Source organism: Tardiphaga sp. 862_B3_N4_1, assembly GCF_051811085.1.
GTDB lineage: Bacteria > Pseudomonadota > Alphaproteobacteria > Rhizobiales > Xanthobacteraceae > Tardiphaga > Tardiphaga robiniae.
In genome coordinates, this window is record NZ_JBPWQB010000001.1 from 316,882 (window position 1) to 333,859 (window position 16,978).

20 protein-coding genes are annotated in these 16,978 nt (G+C 61.5%); 15 read left to right on the top strand and 5 right to left on the bottom strand.

Going from position 1 to position 16,978, the window contains the following annotated elements; all coding sequences use genetic code 11:
• The first annotated feature begins 4 nt into the window (after positions 1-4).
• Both hisS and AB8B02_RS01500 read left to right on the top strand, forming a co-directional pair.
• On the top strand, positions 5-1,510 hold the full coding sequence (gene hisS, locus AB8B02_RS01495; protein ID WP_439062924.1) for a histidine--tRNA ligase: 1,506 nt from the start codon (positions 5-7) through the stop codon (positions 1,508-1,510).
• 38 nt (positions 1,511-1,548) lie between these two features.
• A complete protein-coding gene (locus tag AB8B02_RS01500; RefSeq protein WP_068731140.1) occupies positions 1,549-1,752 on the top strand; it encodes a tautomerase family protein in 204 nt (67 codons plus the stop codon).
• Between the two features lie 4 nt (positions 1,753-1,756).
• Here AB8B02_RS01500 and AB8B02_RS01505 read toward each other — a convergent pair whose 3' ends face one another.
• The 3 genes from AB8B02_RS01505 to AB8B02_RS01515 all read right to left on the bottom strand — a co-directional run bounded on the left by AB8B02_RS01505 (position 1,757) and on the right by AB8B02_RS01515 (position 3,550).
• Positions 1,757-2,548, bottom strand: coding sequence for a thioesterase family protein (locus AB8B02_RS01505; RefSeq protein ID WP_439062925.1), 792 nt, complete (start codon positions 2,546-2,548; stop codon positions 1,757-1,759).
• Between the two features lie 115 nt (positions 2,549-2,663).
• Positions 2,664-3,209: a DUF3617 domain-containing protein gene (locus AB8B02_RS01510; protein ID WP_439062926.1), complete on the bottom strand. Its 546-nt coding sequence runs from the start codon at positions 3,207-3,209 to the stop codon at positions 2,664-2,666.
• Between the two features lie 47 nt (positions 3,210-3,256).
• Positions 3,257-3,550 carry a hypothetical protein gene (locus AB8B02_RS01515; RefSeq protein WP_068731365.1) on the bottom strand — a complete coding sequence of 98 codons (294 nt, stop codon included), beginning with the start codon at positions 3,548-3,550 and terminating at the stop codon, positions 3,257-3,259.
• A 164-nt stretch (positions 3,551-3,714) separates the two neighbouring features.
• Between AB8B02_RS01515 and AB8B02_RS01520 the strand changes: the two genes are divergently transcribed.
• The 4 genes from AB8B02_RS01520 (at position 3,715) to AB8B02_RS01535 (ending at position 6,320) form a co-directional block, all read left to right on the top strand.
• Positions 3,715-4,185, top strand: coding sequence for a hypothetical protein (locus tag AB8B02_RS01520; RefSeq protein WP_089261833.1), 471 nt, complete (start codon positions 3,715-3,717; stop codon positions 4,183-4,185).
• Between the two features lie 86 nt (positions 4,186-4,271).
• Entirely contained in the window at positions 4,272-4,958 is a 687-nt protein-coding gene (locus AB8B02_RS01525; RefSeq protein WP_439062927.1) for a ribonuclease T2 family protein, read from the top strand.
• Positions 4,959-4,990: 32 nt separating this feature from the next.
• Positions 4,991-5,851 carry a 23S rRNA (adenine(2030)-N(6))-methyltransferase RlmJ gene (locus AB8B02_RS01530; protein WP_439062928.1) on the top strand — a complete coding sequence of 287 codons (861 nt, stop codon included), beginning with the start codon at positions 4,991-4,993 and terminating at the stop codon, positions 5,849-5,851.
• 253 nt (positions 5,852-6,104) lie between these two features.
• A complete protein-coding gene (locus AB8B02_RS01535; protein WP_068731145.1) occupies positions 6,105-6,320 on the top strand; it encodes a cold-shock protein in 216 nt (71 codons plus the stop codon).
• A gap of 151 nt (positions 6,321-6,471) precedes the next feature.
• On the opposite strand, the gene AB8B02_RS01540 is transcribed toward AB8B02_RS01535, so the two are convergent.
• Positions 6,472-7,092 (bottom strand): outer membrane protein, encoded by a 621-nt coding sequence (locus AB8B02_RS01540; protein ID WP_068731146.1) that lies wholly within the window; start codon positions 7,090-7,092, stop codon positions 6,472-6,474.
• Positions 7,093-7,410: 318 nt separating this feature from the next.
• Here AB8B02_RS01540 and uvrC point away from each other — a divergent pair, with 318 nt between their 5' ends.
• The 7 genes from uvrC (at position 7,411) to AB8B02_RS01575 (ending at position 14,274) form a co-directional block, all read left to right on the top strand.
• The gene (uvrC, locus tag AB8B02_RS01545) at positions 7,411-9,504 is read left to right on the top strand and encodes an excinuclease ABC subunit UvrC (RefSeq protein WP_439062929.1); all 2,094 of its coding nucleotides are present in this window, start codon (positions 7,411-7,413) and stop codon (positions 9,502-9,504) included.
• A gap of 121 nt (positions 9,505-9,625) precedes the next feature.
• Positions 9,626-10,237, top strand: a complete 612-nt coding sequence (pgsA, locus tag AB8B02_RS01550) for a CDP-diacylglycerol--glycerol-3-phosphate 3-phosphatidyltransferase (RefSeq protein WP_309947229.1) — start codon at positions 9,626-9,628, stop codon at positions 10,235-10,237.
• Positions 10,234-10,485 (top strand): molybdopterin converting factor subunit 1, encoded by a 252-nt coding sequence (gene moaD, locus AB8B02_RS01555; RefSeq protein WP_068731149.1) that lies wholly within the window; start codon positions 10,234-10,236, stop codon positions 10,483-10,485. Before pgsA ends, moaD begins: the two co-directional genes overlap by 4 nt.
• 24 nt (positions 10,486-10,509) lie before the next feature.
• The gene (locus tag AB8B02_RS01560; protein ID WP_309947231.1) at positions 10,510-10,989 is read left to right on the top strand and encodes a molybdenum cofactor biosynthesis protein MoaE; all 480 of its coding nucleotides are present in this window, start codon (positions 10,510-10,512) and stop codon (positions 10,987-10,989) included.
• Complete coding sequence (gene prmB, locus AB8B02_RS01565; protein ID WP_309947233.1) at positions 10,989-12,026, top strand: 50S ribosomal protein L3 N(5)-glutamine methyltransferase; 1,038 nt, start codon at positions 10,989-10,991, stop codon at positions 12,024-12,026. Before AB8B02_RS01560 ends, prmB begins: the two co-directional genes overlap by 1 nt.
• 449 nt (positions 12,027-12,475) lie before the next feature.
• Complete coding sequence (locus AB8B02_RS01570; protein ID WP_184513794.1) at positions 12,476-12,700, top strand: hypothetical protein; 225 nt, start codon at positions 12,476-12,478, stop codon at positions 12,698-12,700.
• 176 nt (positions 12,701-12,876) lie between these two features.
• A complete protein-coding gene (locus AB8B02_RS01575) occupies positions 12,877-14,274 on the top strand; it encodes an MATE family efflux transporter (RefSeq protein WP_439062930.1) in 1,398 nt (465 codons plus the stop codon).
• Between the two features lie 62 nt (positions 14,275-14,336).
• Here AB8B02_RS01575 and AB8B02_RS01580 read toward each other — a convergent pair whose 3' ends face one another.
• A complete protein-coding gene (locus AB8B02_RS01580; RefSeq protein WP_439062931.1) occupies positions 14,337-15,449 on the bottom strand; it encodes a branched-chain amino acid aminotransferase in 1,113 nt (370 codons plus the stop codon).
• Positions 15,450-15,686: 237 nt separating this feature from the next.
• On the opposite strand from AB8B02_RS01580, the gene AB8B02_RS01585 reads away from it, so the two are divergent.
• Together AB8B02_RS01585 and AB8B02_RS01590 are read left to right on the top strand one after the other, a co-directional pair.
• Complete coding sequence (locus tag AB8B02_RS01585) at positions 15,687-16,253, top strand: MarR family winged helix-turn-helix transcriptional regulator (RefSeq protein ID WP_089261815.1); 567 nt, start codon at positions 15,687-15,689, stop codon at positions 16,251-16,253.
• Complete coding sequence (locus AB8B02_RS01590) at positions 16,250-16,975, top strand: response regulator (protein ID WP_089261813.1); 726 nt, start codon at positions 16,250-16,252, stop codon at positions 16,973-16,975. The genes AB8B02_RS01585 and AB8B02_RS01590 overlap by 4 nt, the downstream gene beginning before the upstream one ends.
• The last annotated feature ends 3 nt before the right edge of the window (positions 16,976-16,978 follow it).

Genomic DNA, 16,978 nt, shown 5'->3' on the forward strand with positions numbered 1-16,978 from the left:
CGCTATGAGCGAAAAGTCTGAAAAGCCCAAAAAACCCCAGAAACTGCGCGCGCGCCTGCCGCGCGGCCTTGGCGACCGCGGACCGGCCGATATCGCCGCGACCCGGCGGATGACCGACACCATCCGCGAGGTCTATGAGCGCTACGGCTTCGAGCCGGTCGAGACCCCGACCATGGAATTCACCGATGCGCTCGGCAAGTTCCTGCCCGATCAGGACCGGCCCAATGAAGGCGTGTTCTCGTTTCAGGACGATGACGAGCAGTGGATCTCGCTGCGCTACGACCTGACCGCGCCATTGGCGCGCTACGTCGCCGAGCATTGGGACGCGCTGCCGAAGCCGTATCGCAGCTACCGTGCAGGTTACGTCTATCGCAACGAGAAGCCAGGCCCCGGCCGCTTCCGCCAGTTCATGCAGTTCGACGCCGACACCGTGGGCTCCGGCTCGCCGGCGGCGGATGCCGAAATGTGCATGATGGCGGCCGATGCGATGGAAGCGCTCGGCATTCCGCGGGGCAACTATGTGGTGCGCGTCAACAACCGCAAGGTGCTCGACGGGGTGATGGAGAGCATCGGCCTCGGCGGCGACGAGAACGTCGGACGTCGCCTCACGGTGCTGCGCGCCATCGATAAGATGGACAAGTTTCCGGTCGACGAGATCAAGAAGCTGCTCGGCCCCGGCCGCTGGGATGGCGGCGAGGAAGGCAAGGGCGATTTCACTAAGGGGGCGGGACTCTCGCCGGACGATTCTGAGACAGTACTGCGCAGTCTCGACGCAGCGAGCGAGCCGACTGCGAAGCTCGATAGCTCCGATGCATACAAGCAGGGACGCGCCGAGCTTGCCGAGATCGAAAAGCTGATCACTGCGGCGGGCTATCAAACCGATCGCATCAAGATCGATCCGTCTGTCGTGCGCGGCCTCGAATACTATACCGGCCCCGTTTACGAAGTTGAACTCACGCTCGAAACCAAAGACGAAAAGGGCCGTCCCGTTCGCTTCGGCTCCGTCGGTGGCGGTGGTCGTTACGATGGTCTCGTCTCGCGCTTCCGCGGCGAGCCGGTGCCGGCCACCGGCTTCTCGATCGGCGTTTCGCGTCTGCAGGCGGCGCTGACGTTGCTCGGCAAGATCGATACCACACCGGATTTCGGCCCGGTGGTTGTGACCGTGTTCGATCGCGACCGTGTCGCTGATTATCAGAAGATGGTTGCGAGCCTGCGCAATGCCGGCATTCGCGCCGAACTCTATCTCGGCAATCCCAAGAGCATGGGCAACCAGCTGAAATATGCCGACCGGCGCAATTCACCCTGTGTGATCATTCAAGGCTCCGACGAAAAGGCGACCGGTGAAGTGATGCTGAAGGATCTGATCCTCGGTGCCGGACTGTCGGATCTGGAAGGCGATCGTGACGCCTATCTGCAGAAGCAGGCAGAGGCGCAGACCAAAATCGCGGAAAACGATCTCGTAAGCGCGGTCCGCAAGATTCTCGACAAGCACGGCGTGAAGTGGAATTAATCACGCGCCAACAATTGGTAGAGCAATGGGAGACATCAATGCCTGAGATCACGATCAATCTGGCGGCCGGCCGCACCGACGAGCAGAAGAAGGGCATGATGCTCGACATCACCCAGGCGCTGGTGAAGAATCTCGGCGTGACCGCCGACGCCGTCGTCATCCAGATCAACGAAGCGCCGCTCAACAACAAGATGAAGGGTGGCCAGACCTTCGTCGAGCGCGCCGCCGCCGCGAAGAAGTAAGCGTCTATCCAAACACTGCGATATTCTGACGGCTGGCCATGATGGGCCGGCCGTTTCGATTCCACAGCGTCATCGCCTGGCTGGAATAACCGCCGGCGATCTGCTCGGCGACATTGCGGATCAGCCACCAGCCGTCATCGGTGGTGATCTCGTCGGTGAGCATGTCGATCGACCAGGTCATCGTGCTGATCGGCGAGGGCGTTGTGGATCGAACGGAAGCTGCCGGCGGCGGCGCGTCGGCCAAGGCCAGCAACGCCACCAGCGATGGCTGGATGCCGGGCTCGCGGTGGCGCAGCCACAGCATCATCTGCGGATCTTCGCTGCCGCTGAACGGCGTCGAGCCCCCCATATGCCGGCCTTCGATATGCTCCAGGAAACGCAGCGTCGGCGGCGCACGGTGAAAGAAGTCCGGGCAGTCCTCCGGTGCTTTCAGTTCCGGCGTTCCGGTCACCACATGGGCAAAAGCCGATTCACGCGCGGCGCCGAAGCAGAACATGGCGCGGGTCGCGAGGCCTGCTTCGCCGATAAGATCGACGCTGGCGAACAAGGTCGATTTGCCCTTGCGCAGAACGCTGGCGCGCAAATGCAATGGACCGGGGGCCGGGCCGATGAAGGCGATCTGCGCCGAGCGAAGCGGCGGCACGGCGCCGAATTCATTGAGCGCAGCCTGCATGCACAGTGCCGCTGCCAGACCGCCATAGACGGTACGGCCCTGTAGCCAGTCGTCGCTGACGCTGACGGCCCAGCCGTCGCCGGAGCGCGTCATGGACGACATCAATGCGGTGAATTCGGTCATTGCGTGTTCCTGATGTTTCCTGTCGCCGGCGTCGTAACGCGCCATTGGGATGATTAGCATCATCTATAGCGGGGAACACAACGGTGGGAAACATCCAGTCAGCGGGCGCGCGGCTCTATTGCGGCCGGTGCATGCCCTTCATCTTCTCCATGTCTTTGACATTCATCTTCATGCCGCCGGGCATCATGATGTCACCGGGCTTCTGGTCCGGCTTGCAGGCGCCGAGCCATTTGGCTTCCAGCTGTGTGGTGCTGTCGCCAGTATTAGCCTTGGCGCCGCTCGAGCTCTGCGACGTGATCTTCATCGTATAGGCAGAGTTGAAATCGCCGGTGATCTCGGCATGCGACGTGCTGGTGGTGCCGCCGATATTGCAGACCGAATCCGTGACATAGCCCGTCGCGGTCTTCTTCATCTCGTTCTTCGAACACATGTCCTTCGCCATTGGCGAGAAGGTCGTGTTCATGGACTTGTCGGTGGACTCGTCAGTGCAGTGCTGCATCGTCATGCCGGGCATCCCGGCGCTGCCCTGCATCTTCATTTCCCAGAGCCCGGCCTTGCGCGCCGGCAACTCGATGGGATCGGCGATGGCGGGTATTGCCCACAACATCGCAGCCGCGCTCAAAACGGAAATATTCAACAGTGAAACACAGCGTCGCATCATGCTTGGTTCTCCCCAAGCCGATGAGACGCTGTGTCGCGTGAAAAGGTTCAGTAGCGAACGCGGAGCGGCCGATCCGAGGCGCCATAGGGCACCCAGCGGCAGGCGAACGAGACGTAGGCGCCATATTCCTGCGGGGCGCTCAGGAACTTCACGACCTTGCCGTAACGCGCGCAATGATCGATCGCCAGGGCGCGAATGTCGGTCTGGCTGATCAGGGATGTGGAGATGATGCCGCCGGTGTCATTGCCCTTGAATGGAGGCACCCAGTCGGCCTTGGCCGCGCTGCTCATGATCGCACCGCTCAGACCTGCAGCCAAAATCGCCAACCGAATCATTCGCATCACCGTCTCCATCGTTATGGGCACCTTAGAGGGCATCGGCGACGCTGAAAAGAACGCCGTCCGGGTTCTGACAGAGTTGTGCGCTGGGTGTGGCCGCGATGCACTTGACCCTGCACGGGCTTCGCGGCACGTTCCGGGAACAATCATCAGACGGCGGATTCCCCATGCGCGACCTCATTTCATCCTGGAAGAAAGCCGTCCTGGCTGCCGTTACCGGCGCCGTTCTCGGGCTTATGACCCTGGCTCCGGGCGCACAGGCTGCGAACCTGCTCGAGCTGAACTTCTGGCTGTCCGGGCCGAACTACGAGGGCCGTCTGGCGGATTGCGAAGCTGGTCTCTCGACGATTTCGTCGCAGTTCCAGGACAAGGAAAGCACCTTCTGGAATTCGGCGCTGCAGATTACCGGCTTCAGCCGAGTCCACGAGACGGCCTTCCGCCCTTGGACCTCCGACAACATCCCGCGCCGCTACTGCACCGCCGACGCGATGCTGACCGATGGCAAGACGCGCCAGGTGCATTACTCGATCATCGAGGATGGCGGCTTTGCCGGCTACGGCCAGGGCGTGGAATGGTGCGTCGTCGGTCTCGACCGCGACTGGGCCTATAACCCGCGTTGCCGGGCGGCGAAGCACTAAGCTTCGTTTGCGGATCCAACCCATTTTGTTCTTGAATTGTTCTTGATGCCTGATTAGGTTTGCCCTTCTCAGGGGTGGGGCGCGTCATGTTTCAGGCATTTCGACTTGTCATTTCGCTTGGGTTTCTCGCGCTCGCGGCGCTGAGCGTCGATCCGGCCTCAGCACAGGACCGCCGGCAGAACGCGCCGGGCGAATTCGATTTTTACGTATTGTCGCTGTCGTGGTCGCCGAGTTTCTGCGAGGCGGCCCAGGAGCGCGGCGGCAACAACCGCTCGGCCCAGATGCAATGCGGCGGCCGGCCTTACTCTTTCGTGGTTCATGGCCTCTGGCCGCAATATGACCGCGGCTTCCCGAATTACTGCGAGCGTCCGGCCCCGCGGCTGGCACGCAATATCATGCAGTCGATGCTCGACCTGATGCCGGCGCCCGGCCTGATCTTCAATGAATGGGACAAGCACGGCACCTGCTCCGGCCTCGGCCAGCGCGCCTATTTCGAAGCCATCCGCAAGGCGCGCGCCGGTATCAAAATTCCCGACGAATTTCTCGATCTGCAGCAGGCCAAGACGATTGCGCCGGACGCAATCGAGGAAGCCTTCATCAAGGTCAATCCGGGCCTCAGCAATTCGGCCATCGCCGTGACCTGCGATCGTAACCGCCTGACCGAGGTCCGGGTCTGCATGAGCAAGGATCTCCAGTTCCGCGCCTGCGAGGAGATCGATCGCCGCGCCTGCCGCCGCGACCAGGTGGTGATGCCGCCGATGCGAGGCGGCTAGCTCAACCGGCATTCCTAGCGTACTGCTGGCGCATGAATTATCGACACGCCTTTCACGCCGGCAACTTTGCCGATGTCATCAAGCATATCGTGCTGGTCCGCATCCTGACGCATCTGCAGGAGAAGCCGGCGCCGTTCCGCGTCATCGACAGTCATGCCGGCGCCGGGCTCTATGATCTGACCGGCGATGAAGCCACACGCTCCGGCGAATGGACGACCGGCATCGCGCGCGCCCTGCAGGCGCGGTTCAGCGAAGCCAGTACTCCGCTGGTCGCGCCCTATCTCGACATCGTCCGGTCGTTCAATGCGCCGCGCGAACTCAAGGCCTATCCCGGCTCGCCGCTGATCGCGCGCGCCTTGATGCGGCCGCAGGACAGCATGGTGTGCTGCGAGGTCGAGCCGCAGGCGCGCAAGAAGCTGATCTCTGCGCTGCGCAGGGACGAGCAGGCGCGCGTGGTCGATATCGATGGCTGGATCGGCCTGCCGGCCTATGTGCCGCCGAAGGAACGACGCGGCGTGGTGCTGATCGATCCGCCCTATGAAGACAAGAACGAATTCGCGCGGATGGCTGCAGTGTTCGAGCAGGTCTATGCCAAATGGGCGACCGGCATTTACATGCTGTGGTATCCCGCCAAGAGCCGCCGCGCCACCGATGAGCTGGCGCAGCACGTCGCCGCGACGGCCGCTGCATCCGCTACACCTGGTAAATGCCTGCGCCTCGAATTCAGCGTTGCACCGCAAACGGCGGATGGTCCGCTGACCTCGACGGGACTTTTGATCGTCAATCCGCCGTGGAAGCTTGCTGCCGAGCTCAAGGAAATCCTGCCGCAGCTCGAGAAGCCGCTTGGCCTTGGCGGCGCCGGACGCTTCCGGCTCGAGACGGCCAAACCCTGACGTCGCACGGCCTGCGCTGAACTACGCAAACTCCAACTATCAAACGGCGCCGCCAAAAACGGTAGTCAATCCCGGCGGAACCGTATTAAGCTGCTGGCATTATGACTGGCTTTACGTTCCGCTTCCGCGAATGGTTGCGGCGGAGTGACGTGGCCCAAATCGATATTGAAACAAGGCCTAGCTTCCGTGGAGTGAATGTCCGGTCGGTCGCAGCGCGAAAGCGCCGCGGCGGAGCATTGCGGGGAGGGACCCGATGGGCATGAGCGGTACGGTCAAGTTTTTCAATGGCGAGCGTGGCTACGGCTTCATCAAGCCGGACGATGGCGGACGGGACGTGTTTGTGCACATTACCGCAGTCGAGCGCGCTGGCCTGAAGGACCTGATCGAAGGACAGCGGATCACCTTCGAGGTCGAGCCCGACAAGAAGGGCAAAGGCCCCAAAGCGGTCAATCTGGTCATCACAGGATAGCGGCGGATCCAGCTTGGGAGTGGGCCATAAAAAAATCCCGGCCGCAGCGCGGCCGGGAGTGAATGGCGATGGTTTCTTGTACTTGGAGTCGGCGTATCTGGAGACGAAGTACTTGAGTAGAGGTCCGGACGCGAGGCGTCCGGAGCCGGACTTAGAAGTGATAGTTCACGCCGATACGCACAGTGCCGAAGCTGAGCGCGCTGTCGGTGCCGGTGAGCGTGTAGGTGTTCTTGGACAGATCGACATAGAGATATTCGATCTTGGCGGTCCAGTTCTGGTAGATGCCGACCTCGGCGCCGACGCCGGCGGTCCAGCCGACCGAAGTCTGGGACTGCTGCAGGCCGTTCAGCTCGGCTTCGAGGCTGCCGAAGGAGAGGCCGGCGGTGCCGTAGAGCAATACGTTATTGAAGGCGTAGCCGATGCGGCCGCGCGCGGTGCCGAACCAGGGGTTCGAGAACTTGTACGTGGCGAAGCGGTCATCCGCGCCGGTGCCCTGAAGATCGCCTTCGAGACCGAACACGATGTTGCCGCTCTGCCAGTTGTAGCCGCCCGTCACGCCGCCAGCGATGCCCGAGGGCTTCGCACCGGTATTGGAGACGCTGCCCCATTCGTAACCGAGAGTGGCGCCGAGATACGGGCCGGCCCAGCTATAGGCGTTGAGCGGCTGCGCGACGGTATAGGGCGCGCGCGACCGGTAAGGCATGTCCGCCGCATGTGCTGTTGTCGCACCTGCAGCCACGAGGGCGACTGCCGCGAACGCAAACTTACTCATCTCAACTCTCCAAACTACGCGTTACTGCCGGCCCATGGGAGCGCGCTCGGGATCTGCCGAACGAAGCCTTAGGGTTACGGAATTCCATCTTTTATCGAGACGATTTATCGAGAGTTTTAGATTAAGCGGTCCTTAACGGGCCGCTGTGGCGCCGTATTGGCGTTAAAAGAGTCTTACTTTTGGCAATCCGCGAATTTCCCGGGCGGGCGGCCAAAATCCTGTGGCCTGCCGCGAGCAGCCGGAAAACCGGCCGTTGCGAGGGCATTTCCGGTCGCACGAATGCTGGCGATGACCCGCTACAGCGCTTAAATTGACCTCATGATTCAAGACCCCACCGAGCCGCTGCACGAGACATCATCCGAGCCCGCAGCAGAGCCAGGTTCCGACAGCCCTAGTTCCGGGCAGGCCACCCAGTCCACCTTGCAGGCGCCACCCGACCTCGAACCGGAACCCGCGGCGGCCGACGACGAGGAAGACGGCGCGCTCCCGGATGCCGGCGACGACGATCTCGGCGAAGCGATCGCCGAAGGCCCGCTGGCGCTCGGCCGCGCGGCCATCGAACATGCAGTACGCCATGCTCCGACATCGCCCGGCGTCTACCGGATGCTGAATGCGGCCAACGACGTGCTGTATGTCGGCAAGGCCAAGAACGTGAAGAAGCGGTTGTCGTCCTATGCAAGGCCGACCGGGCAGGTGATGCGCATTGCACGCATGATCGCGGCGACCGTGGTGGTGGAAATCATCTCGACCGCGACCGAGACCGAGGCGCTCCTGCTCGAGGCCAATCTCATCAAGCAGCTGCGCCCGCGATTCAACGTGCAACTGCGCGACGACAAGTCCTTTCCGTATATTCTGATCTCAGGCGATCACTGGGCGCCCCAGATTCTGAAGCATCGTGGCGCGCAGTCGCGGCCCGGTCGCTATTTCGGTCCATTCGCGTCGGTGGGCGCGGTCAACCGCACCATCACGGCACTGCAGCGCGCGTTTCTGGTGCGGTCGTGCACGGATTCCTTTTTCGAGAGCCGCACGCGCCCGTGTCTGCTGTATCAAATCCGCCGCTGCTCTGGCCCCTGCACCGGCGAGATCGATTTTCCCGGCTATACCGAACTGGTGCGTGAGGCGAAGGACTTCCTGTCCGGCCGCAGCCGCGCGGTGAAGCAGCTATTGGCCGGCGAAATGGAGAAGGCTTCGGACGAGCTCGCTTTCGAGCGCGCCGCGCTGTATCGCGACCGTCTTGCAGCCCTGTCTGCCATCCAGTCGCAGCAGGGCATCAACCCCCGCACGGTGGAAGAGGCCGATGTCTTCGCCATCCATCAGGAAGGCGGTTATTCCTGCGTCGAGGTGTTCTTCTTCCGCACCGGCCAGAACTGGGGCAACCGCGCCTATTTCCCCAAGGCCGAGAAGTCGTACACGCCAGAGGAAGTGCTCGGCTCGTTCCTGGCGCAGTTCTACGAGGACAAGCCGCCGCCGAAGATGGTGCTGCTGTCGCATGCCATCGAGGAAAGCGAGCTGCTGGCCAGCGCGCTTAGCGTCAAGGCAGGCTTCAAGGTCGAGGTGCTGACACCGCAGCGCGGCGAAAAGAAAGAGCTGGTCGTCCATGCACTGACCAATGCCCGCGAGGCGCTTGGCCGCAAGCTCGCCGACACGGCGACGCAGACGCGTCTGCTGGAAGGCATGTCGAAGATGGCGGGCATGGCCACCGTGCCGAAGCGCATCGAAGTCTATGACAATAGCCATATCCAGGGCACCAATGCGGTCGGTGCCATGATCGTGGCGGGGCCGGATGGCTTCATCAAGAACCAGTACCGCAAGTTCAACATCAAGTCCGAGGGGCTCACGCCCGGCGACGACTACGGGATGATGAAGGAGGTGCTGCAGCGCCGCTTCAAACGGTTGCTGGCACCGCCGGTTGAGGGCGAGATGGTCAAGCCGAAGGACGATGACGTGCCGCTCTGGCCGGATCTGGTCATCATCGACGGCGGCCGCGGCCAGCTCAATGCGGTCAAGGAGATCTTCGACGAGCTGAAACTGACCGATGTGACCCTGATGGCGGTGGCCAAGGGGCCGGATCGCGACGCCGGCCGCGAGACGATGTTCATTGCTGGCCGCGATGCCATCAAGCTCGAGCCGCGGGATCCTGTGCTGTATTTCATCCAGCGGCTGCGCGACGAGGCGCATCGGTTCGTCATCGGATCGCACCGCACACTGCGCAAGAAGGACATCCGCGAGGCCGGATTGCAGGAAATCCCGGGGATCGGCCCAACCCGCAAGCGGGCACTCCTGCACCATTTCGGAACGCTGAAAGAGATCGAGCGGGCCTCCGTAGGCGACCTCGGCAAGGTTCCTGGCATCTCGGCGGAGAGCGCCCGCAAGATTTTCGACTTTTTTCACCCCCAGCCGGTGGCCAGATGACCGCAAAGATGGACGAGACGTAATCTGGCTGTCGCATGCCTTGGGGCAGTTTTGCGGTAAACTAAGCCGCGCCGCTTCGCTGGCGGTTGACCTCTGCGCTCTGGCAGTATTGGTAAGACGGATGACAGTGACCACGAGACGGGCCGCGAATTCCGCGATGTCCCTGCCAAATATCCTGACCATGGCCCGCATTGCCGCCATTCCGGTGGTGGTCGGCTGCATCTATTCGCAGTCGATCATGGATGGCCCGCTATGGCTGCGCTGGGTCGCGCTGGCCGTCTTTATCGGCGCGGCGGTCACGGATTTTCTCGATGGCTATTACGCCCGGATCTGGAATCAGCAGTCGGCCTTCGGCCGGATGCTTGATCCGATCGCCGACAAGCTGCTGGTGGCCTCTTGCCTGCTGATGCTGGCGGCCGATGGCATCATCCATGGCTGGACCCTGTGGGCCGCCATCGTGATCCTGTGCCGCGAAATTCTGGTCTCGGGTCTACGTGAATATCTCGCCGCACTCCGTGTCAGCGTCCCGGTCTCCAGGGTGGCGAAGTGGAAGACGACGGCCCAGTTGGTCGCCATCGGCTTCCTGCTGGCCGGTGAGGCCGGCGATCAGGTGATCCCGATCACGACACAGCTCGGCCTGTTGCTGCTCTGGATTTCCGCGCTTGTCACCATTTACACGGGCTACGACTATTTCAGGGCTGGCATTCACCACCTCATTGCGGAGGATGCATGAAGGTCGTCTACTTCGCCTGGGTGCGCGAGCGCATCGGCAAGGCCGAAGAGACGGTCGAGCCGCCAGCAGCCGTGCGCACAGTCGGCGATCTGATCGGATGGCTGAGCACGCGCGGCGACGAATATGCCTATGCGTTCGAAACACCGAAAGTGATCCGCGCAGCCATCGACCATACCCATGTGCGGCCCGACACCGTCATCGCTGGCGCCCGCGAGATTGCATTTTTCCCGCCGATGACCGGCGGCTGATTTACCAACGACTGCGTTGATCTCATGACCTCCAACGTGACCATCCGCATTCAGGATGCCGATTTCGACGTCTCCAGCGAGATCGCCGCGCTGACGGCGAGCCGGACCGATATCGGCGCGGTGGTCACATTCAGCGGCATCTGCCGCGGCCAAGAAAACTTAAGTGGCAGCGGCGACGCGACCACGGCGCTGACGCTGGAGCACTATCCCGGCATGGCCGAAGCCGAGATTGCGCGCCACGCCGAGGAGGCGATGACACGCTGGCCGTTGACAGGCGTGACAATCGTTCATCGCGTCGGCCGCATCCTGCCCGGCGAGAATATCATGGTGGTGCTAACCGCGTCGGCACATCGCCAGGCCGCGTTTCAGGCCGCCGAGTTTCTGATGGATTACCTCAAGGCGCATGCTCCGTTCTGGAAGCGCGAGGAAACCGCCGGTGGCAGCAGCTGGATTGCTGCGAAGACCGACGATGACGACGCCGCGGCGCGCTGGGATAAAAACTGATGGCAAAGAAGACTGTGAAGACAACCGCGAAGAAGGTGGTCAGGAAATCTGCGAGCAAGGCTCCTGCAAAGGCAAAGACTTCCGTGAAGAAGATCGCGACTGTGACCCTGCCGAAGGTGGCGCCGGGCGAGCTTGCGACATTGCTCGACTATGTACGCTACGCCACCAGCCGTTTCATCGAGGCCCGGCTCTCTTTTGCGCACGGCACCACCGATCCCGTGGCCGAAGCCGCCTTCATCGTCTGCGAAGTCCTGCATCTGCATCCCGACCAGTTCGAGAGTTTCGCCATGGCGCGGGTAACTGCGGCTGAAGGCAAGCAGATCCTCGACATCATTCATCGCCGCGTGACGACGCGTAAGCCGGCGGCCTATCTGCTCAACAAGATCTATATGCGCGGCCTGCCGTTCTATGTGGACGAGCGCACTATCGTGCCGCGGTCTTTCATCGGCGAATTGCTGGATTCGCATTTCAGCGGTGATGACGGCGAAGGCGGATCGCTGATTGACGATCCCATGGAGATCGACAGCGTGCTGGATCTTTGCACAGGTTCTGGCTGCATCGCGATCCTGGCGAGCCAGTCGTTCCCTAATGCGCAGGTCGATGCCGTCGATCTGTCGCCCGCAGCGCTCGCCGTCGCCATGCGCAATGTCATCGATTACGGGCTCGATGAGCGACTGACGCTTTACAAGGGCGATCTGTTCGAACCGCTCGGAGATACCCGCTACGATCTCATCATTACCAATCCGCCTTATGTCGATGCGCAGGGCATGGCGGATTTGCCGGATGAATGCCTGGCCGAACCGGCTATGGCTTTCGATGGCGGCGATGACGGGCTCGACATCGTCAGGAAGATCATTGAACAGGCTGGCGATCATCTGAATCCGCATGGCGGTTTGTTGTGTGAAATCGGTCGTGGCCGCGCCAATGTCGATGAAGCCTTTCCCGATCTGCCGTTGATCTGGCTGGACACCGAAGACTCCGAGGGCGAGGTGTTCTGGGTGTCCGCTGCTGCGCTGCAAGGTCGCGGCGCCGGCTAGTTGAGCCGCAGCAAGCAGGGCAGCCTCAAAATTCTTGTTTTCAATCTATAGTTGTGCAATCCTTCAGCCATTGATTTTAGGCAGAAGGATTTGCAGATGCGCGTATTCTGGATTTTTCTTTTTGGTCTCACCGTCGCGGCTTCAGCTACCGACTCTGCGCGGGCACAAGCATCGATTTGTACGACCGATGTCATACCAGTTTGTGCTGTGAAGAAGGACGGATCACGGCAGACCTATTCGAACGCTTGCTGGGCGAAGCTCGACCATGCCCGCGTTCTGCATCCAGGCATGTGCCTTGGACCCATATGTATTTTCAACTTGAATCCCGTCTGTGCAATCGATCCCGTCAAAGGTTATCCGCGCACCTATCCATCCTTGTGCGCCGCCGAGACTGCGAATGCACGATGGGTGCGTGATGGCACGTGCCGATAGGTAAGACGGAGACGACGATGTCGAACGCCAAGCCACGACCCACGGAAGTCATCTTCGAAGGCCTCGGTACGACGCTCGACGAGGCATTGTCTGCGGCCCACGATCAAATTCCGGGAAGGACGGGATTTGATTTTGCGATATCCAAGGTCGTCGAATGGGGAATGCAAAGGGGCGGCATTACCGGCCAGCGATTGATTTGGGTGAAGGTGGTCCAAGACAAGTCCGCAGGATTCAAGACATGAGCGAGGCGCAGCAGGCTGCGCTGAGATCGCAGTGCAGTCTGCCGAGCCCTGCTCTGATGGCGCTACGATGCTGAATGATGCATGCTTTGCGAAGATATGGATGGATTCAGCTGTGTTACGCGCATTTTGACGTTTGACGGGTTTCACAGCCGTTCATCCCGTCTTACAAGCTCGTAATGTCCGCAAATGAATCACGTCGCAGTCTCACGCGCAACCAATGGCTCACCGAGTTGCGAGCGACGCTGGCGCTCGGCTGGCCGCTGATCCTGACCAATCTGGCACAGATCGCACTGACGACGACCGACGTAATCATTCTCGGCCGCGTGAGCGCGGAGGCATTGGCTGCGTCGGCGCTCGGCGTGAATCTCTATTTCGCGTTTCTGATTTTCGCCATCGGCCTCGTTACGGCGACATCGCCGATGATGGCGGAAGCGATTGGTCGCAAACTGCATGCCGCGCGCGATGTCCGGCGAACATTCCGGCAGGGTTTGTGGACAGCGCTGATCGTCTCAGTGCCGGCATGGATCTTCCTCTGGCATACCGAAGCGATCCTGTTGCTGTTCGGTCAGGAGGCACAGGCGGCTGCCGACGCCCAGAGCTTCGTGCATATGCTGCAATGGGGCTTCCTGCCCGCGCTAGGCTTCATCGTGCTGCGCTCATTCGTTGCCGCCGTGCAACGCCCACTCTGGGCACTGGTGGTGACGGGCGTCACCATTCTGTTCAATGCTGCTGCAAACTGTGTTCTGGTGTTCGGTCATCTCGGGTTTCCGGAGATGGGTTTGCGCGGCTCCGGTCTTGCGACCACGCTGTCGAACGTCTTTTTGTTCACTGTCTTTGCATTCGTCGTCGCATGGCATCCGAAGTTTCGGCGCTATCGTCTATTCGGCAACTGGTGGCGCGCCGATTGGCCACGCCTCGCAAAGCTATGGCGCATCGGTCTGCCGATCGGCGCGACGCTCGCATTCGAAATTACCGTCTTCAATGCGGCGGTGTTCCTGATGGGGCAGTTCGGAACGGCCGCCATCGCGGCGCATGCGATTGCAATCCAGATCGCATCGATCTCCTTCATGGTGCCAATGGGACTGAGCCAGGCGGCAACTGTCCGCGTTGGATTGGCCAAAGGCGCCGTGGATCGCGATGGCATCACGCGAGCAGGATGGACTGCATTCGGCCTTGCGGTGGCATTCATGGCGTCGATGAGCATGTTGTTGCTGGCTGCGCCGCGTCTCCTGATTGGCGCCTTCATCGATCTCAGCAATCCCGCCAATGCCGTCGTCATCGATACGGCAATGTCGTTTCTGTTTTGTGCGGCGGTGTTCCAGATTGCGGACGGCGCGCAGTCGGTTGCAGCAGGGATGCTGCGCGGATTGCAGGATACGCGGGTGCCGATGATCTTTGCCGCATTAGGCTATTGGGGCTTCGGCATGGGCCTCAGCCTGCTGTTCGCATTCAAGCTGGGTTTCGGCGGCGTCGGCATCTGGATTGGGCTGGCAGCGGGTCTCGCGGTCGTTGCACCGGTCATGCTCTGGCGTTGGACCCGGCGCGAGCAACTCGGGCTCGTGCCGGCGACTTGAGCCAAATAAAAATGCCGCAGCCTCGAAAGGCTGCGGCATTTGTCGCCTTGAAGCGCCTGCGCTTACAGAACCTTGCGGATCCAGTTGTGCTGGTCTGGCGCGCGGCCGTACTGAATGTCGACCAACTGTTTGCGCAGTCCCATCGCAACGGGGCCTGCGGCGCCGCCATTGATGGTAAAATCACCGCTCGCAGAGCGCACCTGGCCGATCGGCGAGATGACCGCCGCCGTGCCGCAGGCAAAAGCCTCCTTCAGCTTGCCGCTGGCAGCGTCGGCACGCCATTGGTCGAGCGTATAGGGTTCTTCGCGCACCTGCGTGCCCTTGTCCTTCGCCAGCGCGATGATCGAATCGCGCGTGATGCCCGGCAGGATCGTGCCGAGTGGCGGTGTCAGCAGCGAGCCGTCCTCGAACACGAAGAAAATGTTCATGCCGCCAAGTTCTTCGATGTAACGGCGCTCGACCGCATCGAGGAACACGACCTGATCGCAGCCGTGACTGATGGCCTCGGCCTGCGCACGGAGGCTTGCGGCGTAGTTGCCACCGCATTTGACGGCGCCGGTGCCGCCGATCGCGGCGCGTGTGTAGTTCTCCGACACCCAGATCGACACCGGGGCGGGTCCGCCCTTGAAATAGGAGCCAACCGGCGAGGCGATTACAGCGAAAATGTATTCCGCGGAGGGCTTCACGCCGAGGAAGATCTCGCTCGCAACCATGAAGGGGCGCAGGTAGAGGCTGCCTTCGCCTGATGGAATCCAGGCGCGGTCGATGCGCACGAGTTGCTCGATCGCATCGATAAACACGGGCTCGGGCAGCGGGGCCATGGCCATACGATCGGCAGAATTCCGGAAGCGCCTTGCATTGGCATCGGGGCGGAACAGATTCACGCCGCCATCTTCACGCACATAGGCCTTGAGCCCTTCGAAAATCTCCTGGGCGTAATGCAGGACGGCTGCTGCGGGATCGAGCGGGAAATTCGCGCGGGATTCGATGCGCGCGCCATGCCAGCCGTCGGTCTGATTATAGCGGACGATGGCCATGTGATCGGTGAAAACCCGGCCGAAGCCCGGATCCTTGAGCTTTGCTGCGCGGTCCACCTCGGACACTGCGTTCGCCGCGGGCTGAATGTCGAATTTCAGCAAAGCTGCGCCATCGATTTTATCAAACGAAACTCCCATGGACCTCACTCCTGCTTACGGCGCAGCTCCTGGGGGCGGCAGCGTCGATGTTGTTCTACGTCAAGCGGACCCACGGCAAAAGCGTTTCCGGCCCCGGTGGATGACCGAGGACAGGCTTTAGCGCCATGCCGAAGTCCGGTATGGTTCTCAGATCGGCCCTATTGGGCCATGCGGCGAGAGGTCTAATGTTTCGTCGCGATGGTCAGTTTTGTAAGATTGAACCCAAGATATGTCAATATGGTTGACGTAAATTCCAAGGACGCGGCGTCACGATCGCTTGAGACGATCCAGCGGCAATCCAGCGGCGATCCTGCGAAACCGCCCCGCTGGGACATCATCGAGCTGTTGTTCTTTGCCTATCGCGACTTTGTGGGCGATCCCGACGATGTGCTCGATCAGTTCGGTTTCGGGCGCGCCCATCACCGGGTCGTACACTTTGTGCATCGCTATCCCGGCCTGAAGGTTGCCGATCTGCTCGATGTCTTGCGTATTACAAAGCAGTCGCTGGGCCGTGTCCTCAAGCAATTGCTCGATGAAGGGTATATCGTTCAGAAATCCGGCGAGGCCGATCGGCGGCAACGGCTTCTTTTCGCCACGGCCAAGGGCGAAGCTCTCGTTGCGCAGCTCGCGGGTTTGCAGACCGATCGCATCAACCGCGCGCTCAAGGATTTTACGCCGGTCGAAATTGAAGCGATCGGCAGGTTTCTCTCGGCGATGATTGACCGCAATGATCCCGACAAGGTGCTGCAGGTCATCTTGGGACAGGCATCAGCCAAAACTGACGGCAGGACAAACAAGACATGATGTTAGCTCAGGCCGCCAAACGTATGCCGGTGCCATTGGCCGACGATGCGCCACATCTGTTGCTGGTCGATGACGACCGCCGTATCCGCGATCTCCTCTCGCGCTTTCTCTCGGGCGAGGGCTACCGCGTCACCACGGCGCCGAGCGCCAAGGAAGCGCGCGCCAAGCTGCTCGGTCTGCATTTCGACCTCCTGATCCTCGATGTGATGATGCCAGGCGAGACCGGCTTCGAGCTCGCGCGCTTCATTCGGACGTCTTCGGCCGTGCCGATCATCATGCTGACGGCGCGGCACGAGGCGGAAAGCCGGATCGAGGGATTGCAGATCGGCGCCGACGACTATGTTGCCAAGCCGTTCGAGCCGCGCGAACTGGTGCTGCGCATCGCGAACATTCTCAAGCGCAGTGCGCCGGTCCCGGTCGAGCGCGCGGAGTCGCTGCAGTTCGGGCCTTATGTGTATCACCTCGCGCGTGGCGAACTACGCCAGGGCGACGAGATCATCCATCTCACCGACCGCGAGCGTGACATGCTGCGCGTGCTCGCCGCAGCGCCCGGCGAGACCGTGCCACGCGGTGAACTCACCGGCGGCGGTGGCACCGTGAACGAGCGTGCGGTGGACGTGCAGATCAATCGCCTGCGTCGCAAGATCGAGACCGATCCGGCCAATCCGCTCTTCCTGCAGGCCGTGCGTGGCATCGGCTATCGCCTCGTCGCGTCGCCATAGTTC

Bases quoted from the DNA above. Each gene is read 5' to 3' on its own strand.
- AB8B02_RS01585 (WP_089261815.1), top strand. From the start codon at position 15,687: ATGGTTGACGTAAATTCCAAGGACGCGGCGTCACGATCGCTTGAGACG.
- AB8B02_RS01520 (WP_089261833.1), top strand. From the start codon at position 3,715: ATGCGCGACCTCATTTCATCCTGGAAGAAAGCCGTCCTGGCTGCCGTT.
- hisS (WP_439062924.1), top strand. From the start codon at position 5: ATGAGCGAAAAGTCTGAAAAGCCCAAAAAACCCCAGAAACTGCGCGCG.
- AB8B02_RS01505 (WP_439062925.1), bottom strand. From the start codon at position 2,548: ATGACCGAATTCACCGCATTGATGTCGTCCATGACGCGCTCCGGCGAC.
- uvrC (WP_439062929.1), top strand. From the start codon at position 7,411: ATGATTCAAGACCCCACCGAGCCGCTGCACGAGACATCATCCGAGCCC.
- AB8B02_RS01525 (WP_439062927.1), top strand. From the start codon at position 4,272: ATGTTTCAGGCATTTCGACTTGTCATTTCGCTTGGGTTTCTCGCGCTC.
- AB8B02_RS01530 (WP_439062928.1), top strand. From the start codon at position 4,991: ATGAATTATCGACACGCCTTTCACGCCGGCAACTTTGCCGATGTCATC.
- AB8B02_RS01510 (WP_439062926.1), bottom strand. From the start codon at position 3,209: ATGATGCGACGCTGTGTTTCACTGTTGAATATTTCCGTTTTGAGCGCG.
- AB8B02_RS01515 (WP_068731365.1), bottom strand. From the start codon at position 3,550: ATGCGAATGATTCGGTTGGCGATTTTGGCTGCAGGTCTGAGCGGTGCG.
- AB8B02_RS01580 (WP_439062931.1), bottom strand. From the start codon at position 15,449: ATGGGAGTTTCGTTTGATAAAATCGATGGCGCAGCTTTGCTGAAATTC.
- AB8B02_RS01570 (WP_184513794.1), top strand. From the start codon at position 12,476: ATGTCGAACGCCAAGCCACGACCCACGGAAGTCATCTTCGAAGGCCTC.
- prmB (WP_309947233.1), top strand. From the start codon at position 10,989: ATGGCAAAGAAGACTGTGAAGACAACCGCGAAGAAGGTGGTCAGGAAA.
- AB8B02_RS01535 (WP_068731145.1), top strand. From the start codon at position 6,105: ATGGGCATGAGCGGTACGGTCAAGTTTTTCAATGGCGAGCGTGGCTAC.
- AB8B02_RS01590 (WP_089261813.1), top strand. From the start codon at position 16,250: ATGATGTTAGCTCAGGCCGCCAAACGTATGCCGGTGCCATTGGCCGAC.
- AB8B02_RS01575 (WP_439062930.1), top strand. From the start codon at position 12,877: ATGTCCGCAAATGAATCACGTCGCAGTCTCACGCGCAACCAATGGCTC.
- AB8B02_RS01500 (WP_068731140.1), top strand. From the start codon at position 1,549: ATGCCTGAGATCACGATCAATCTGGCGGCCGGCCGCACCGACGAGCAG.
- AB8B02_RS01540 (WP_068731146.1), bottom strand. From the start codon at position 7,092: ATGAGTAAGTTTGCGTTCGCGGCAGTCGCCCTCGTGGCTGCAGGTGCG.
- AB8B02_RS01560 (WP_309947231.1), top strand. From the start codon at position 10,510: ATGACCTCCAACGTGACCATCCGCATTCAGGATGCCGATTTCGACGTC.
- pgsA (WP_309947229.1), top strand. From the start codon at position 9,626: ATGACAGTGACCACGAGACGGGCCGCGAATTCCGCGATGTCCCTGCCA.
- moaD (WP_068731149.1), top strand. From the start codon at position 10,234: ATGAAGGTCGTCTACTTCGCCTGGGTGCGCGAGCGCATCGGCAAGGCC.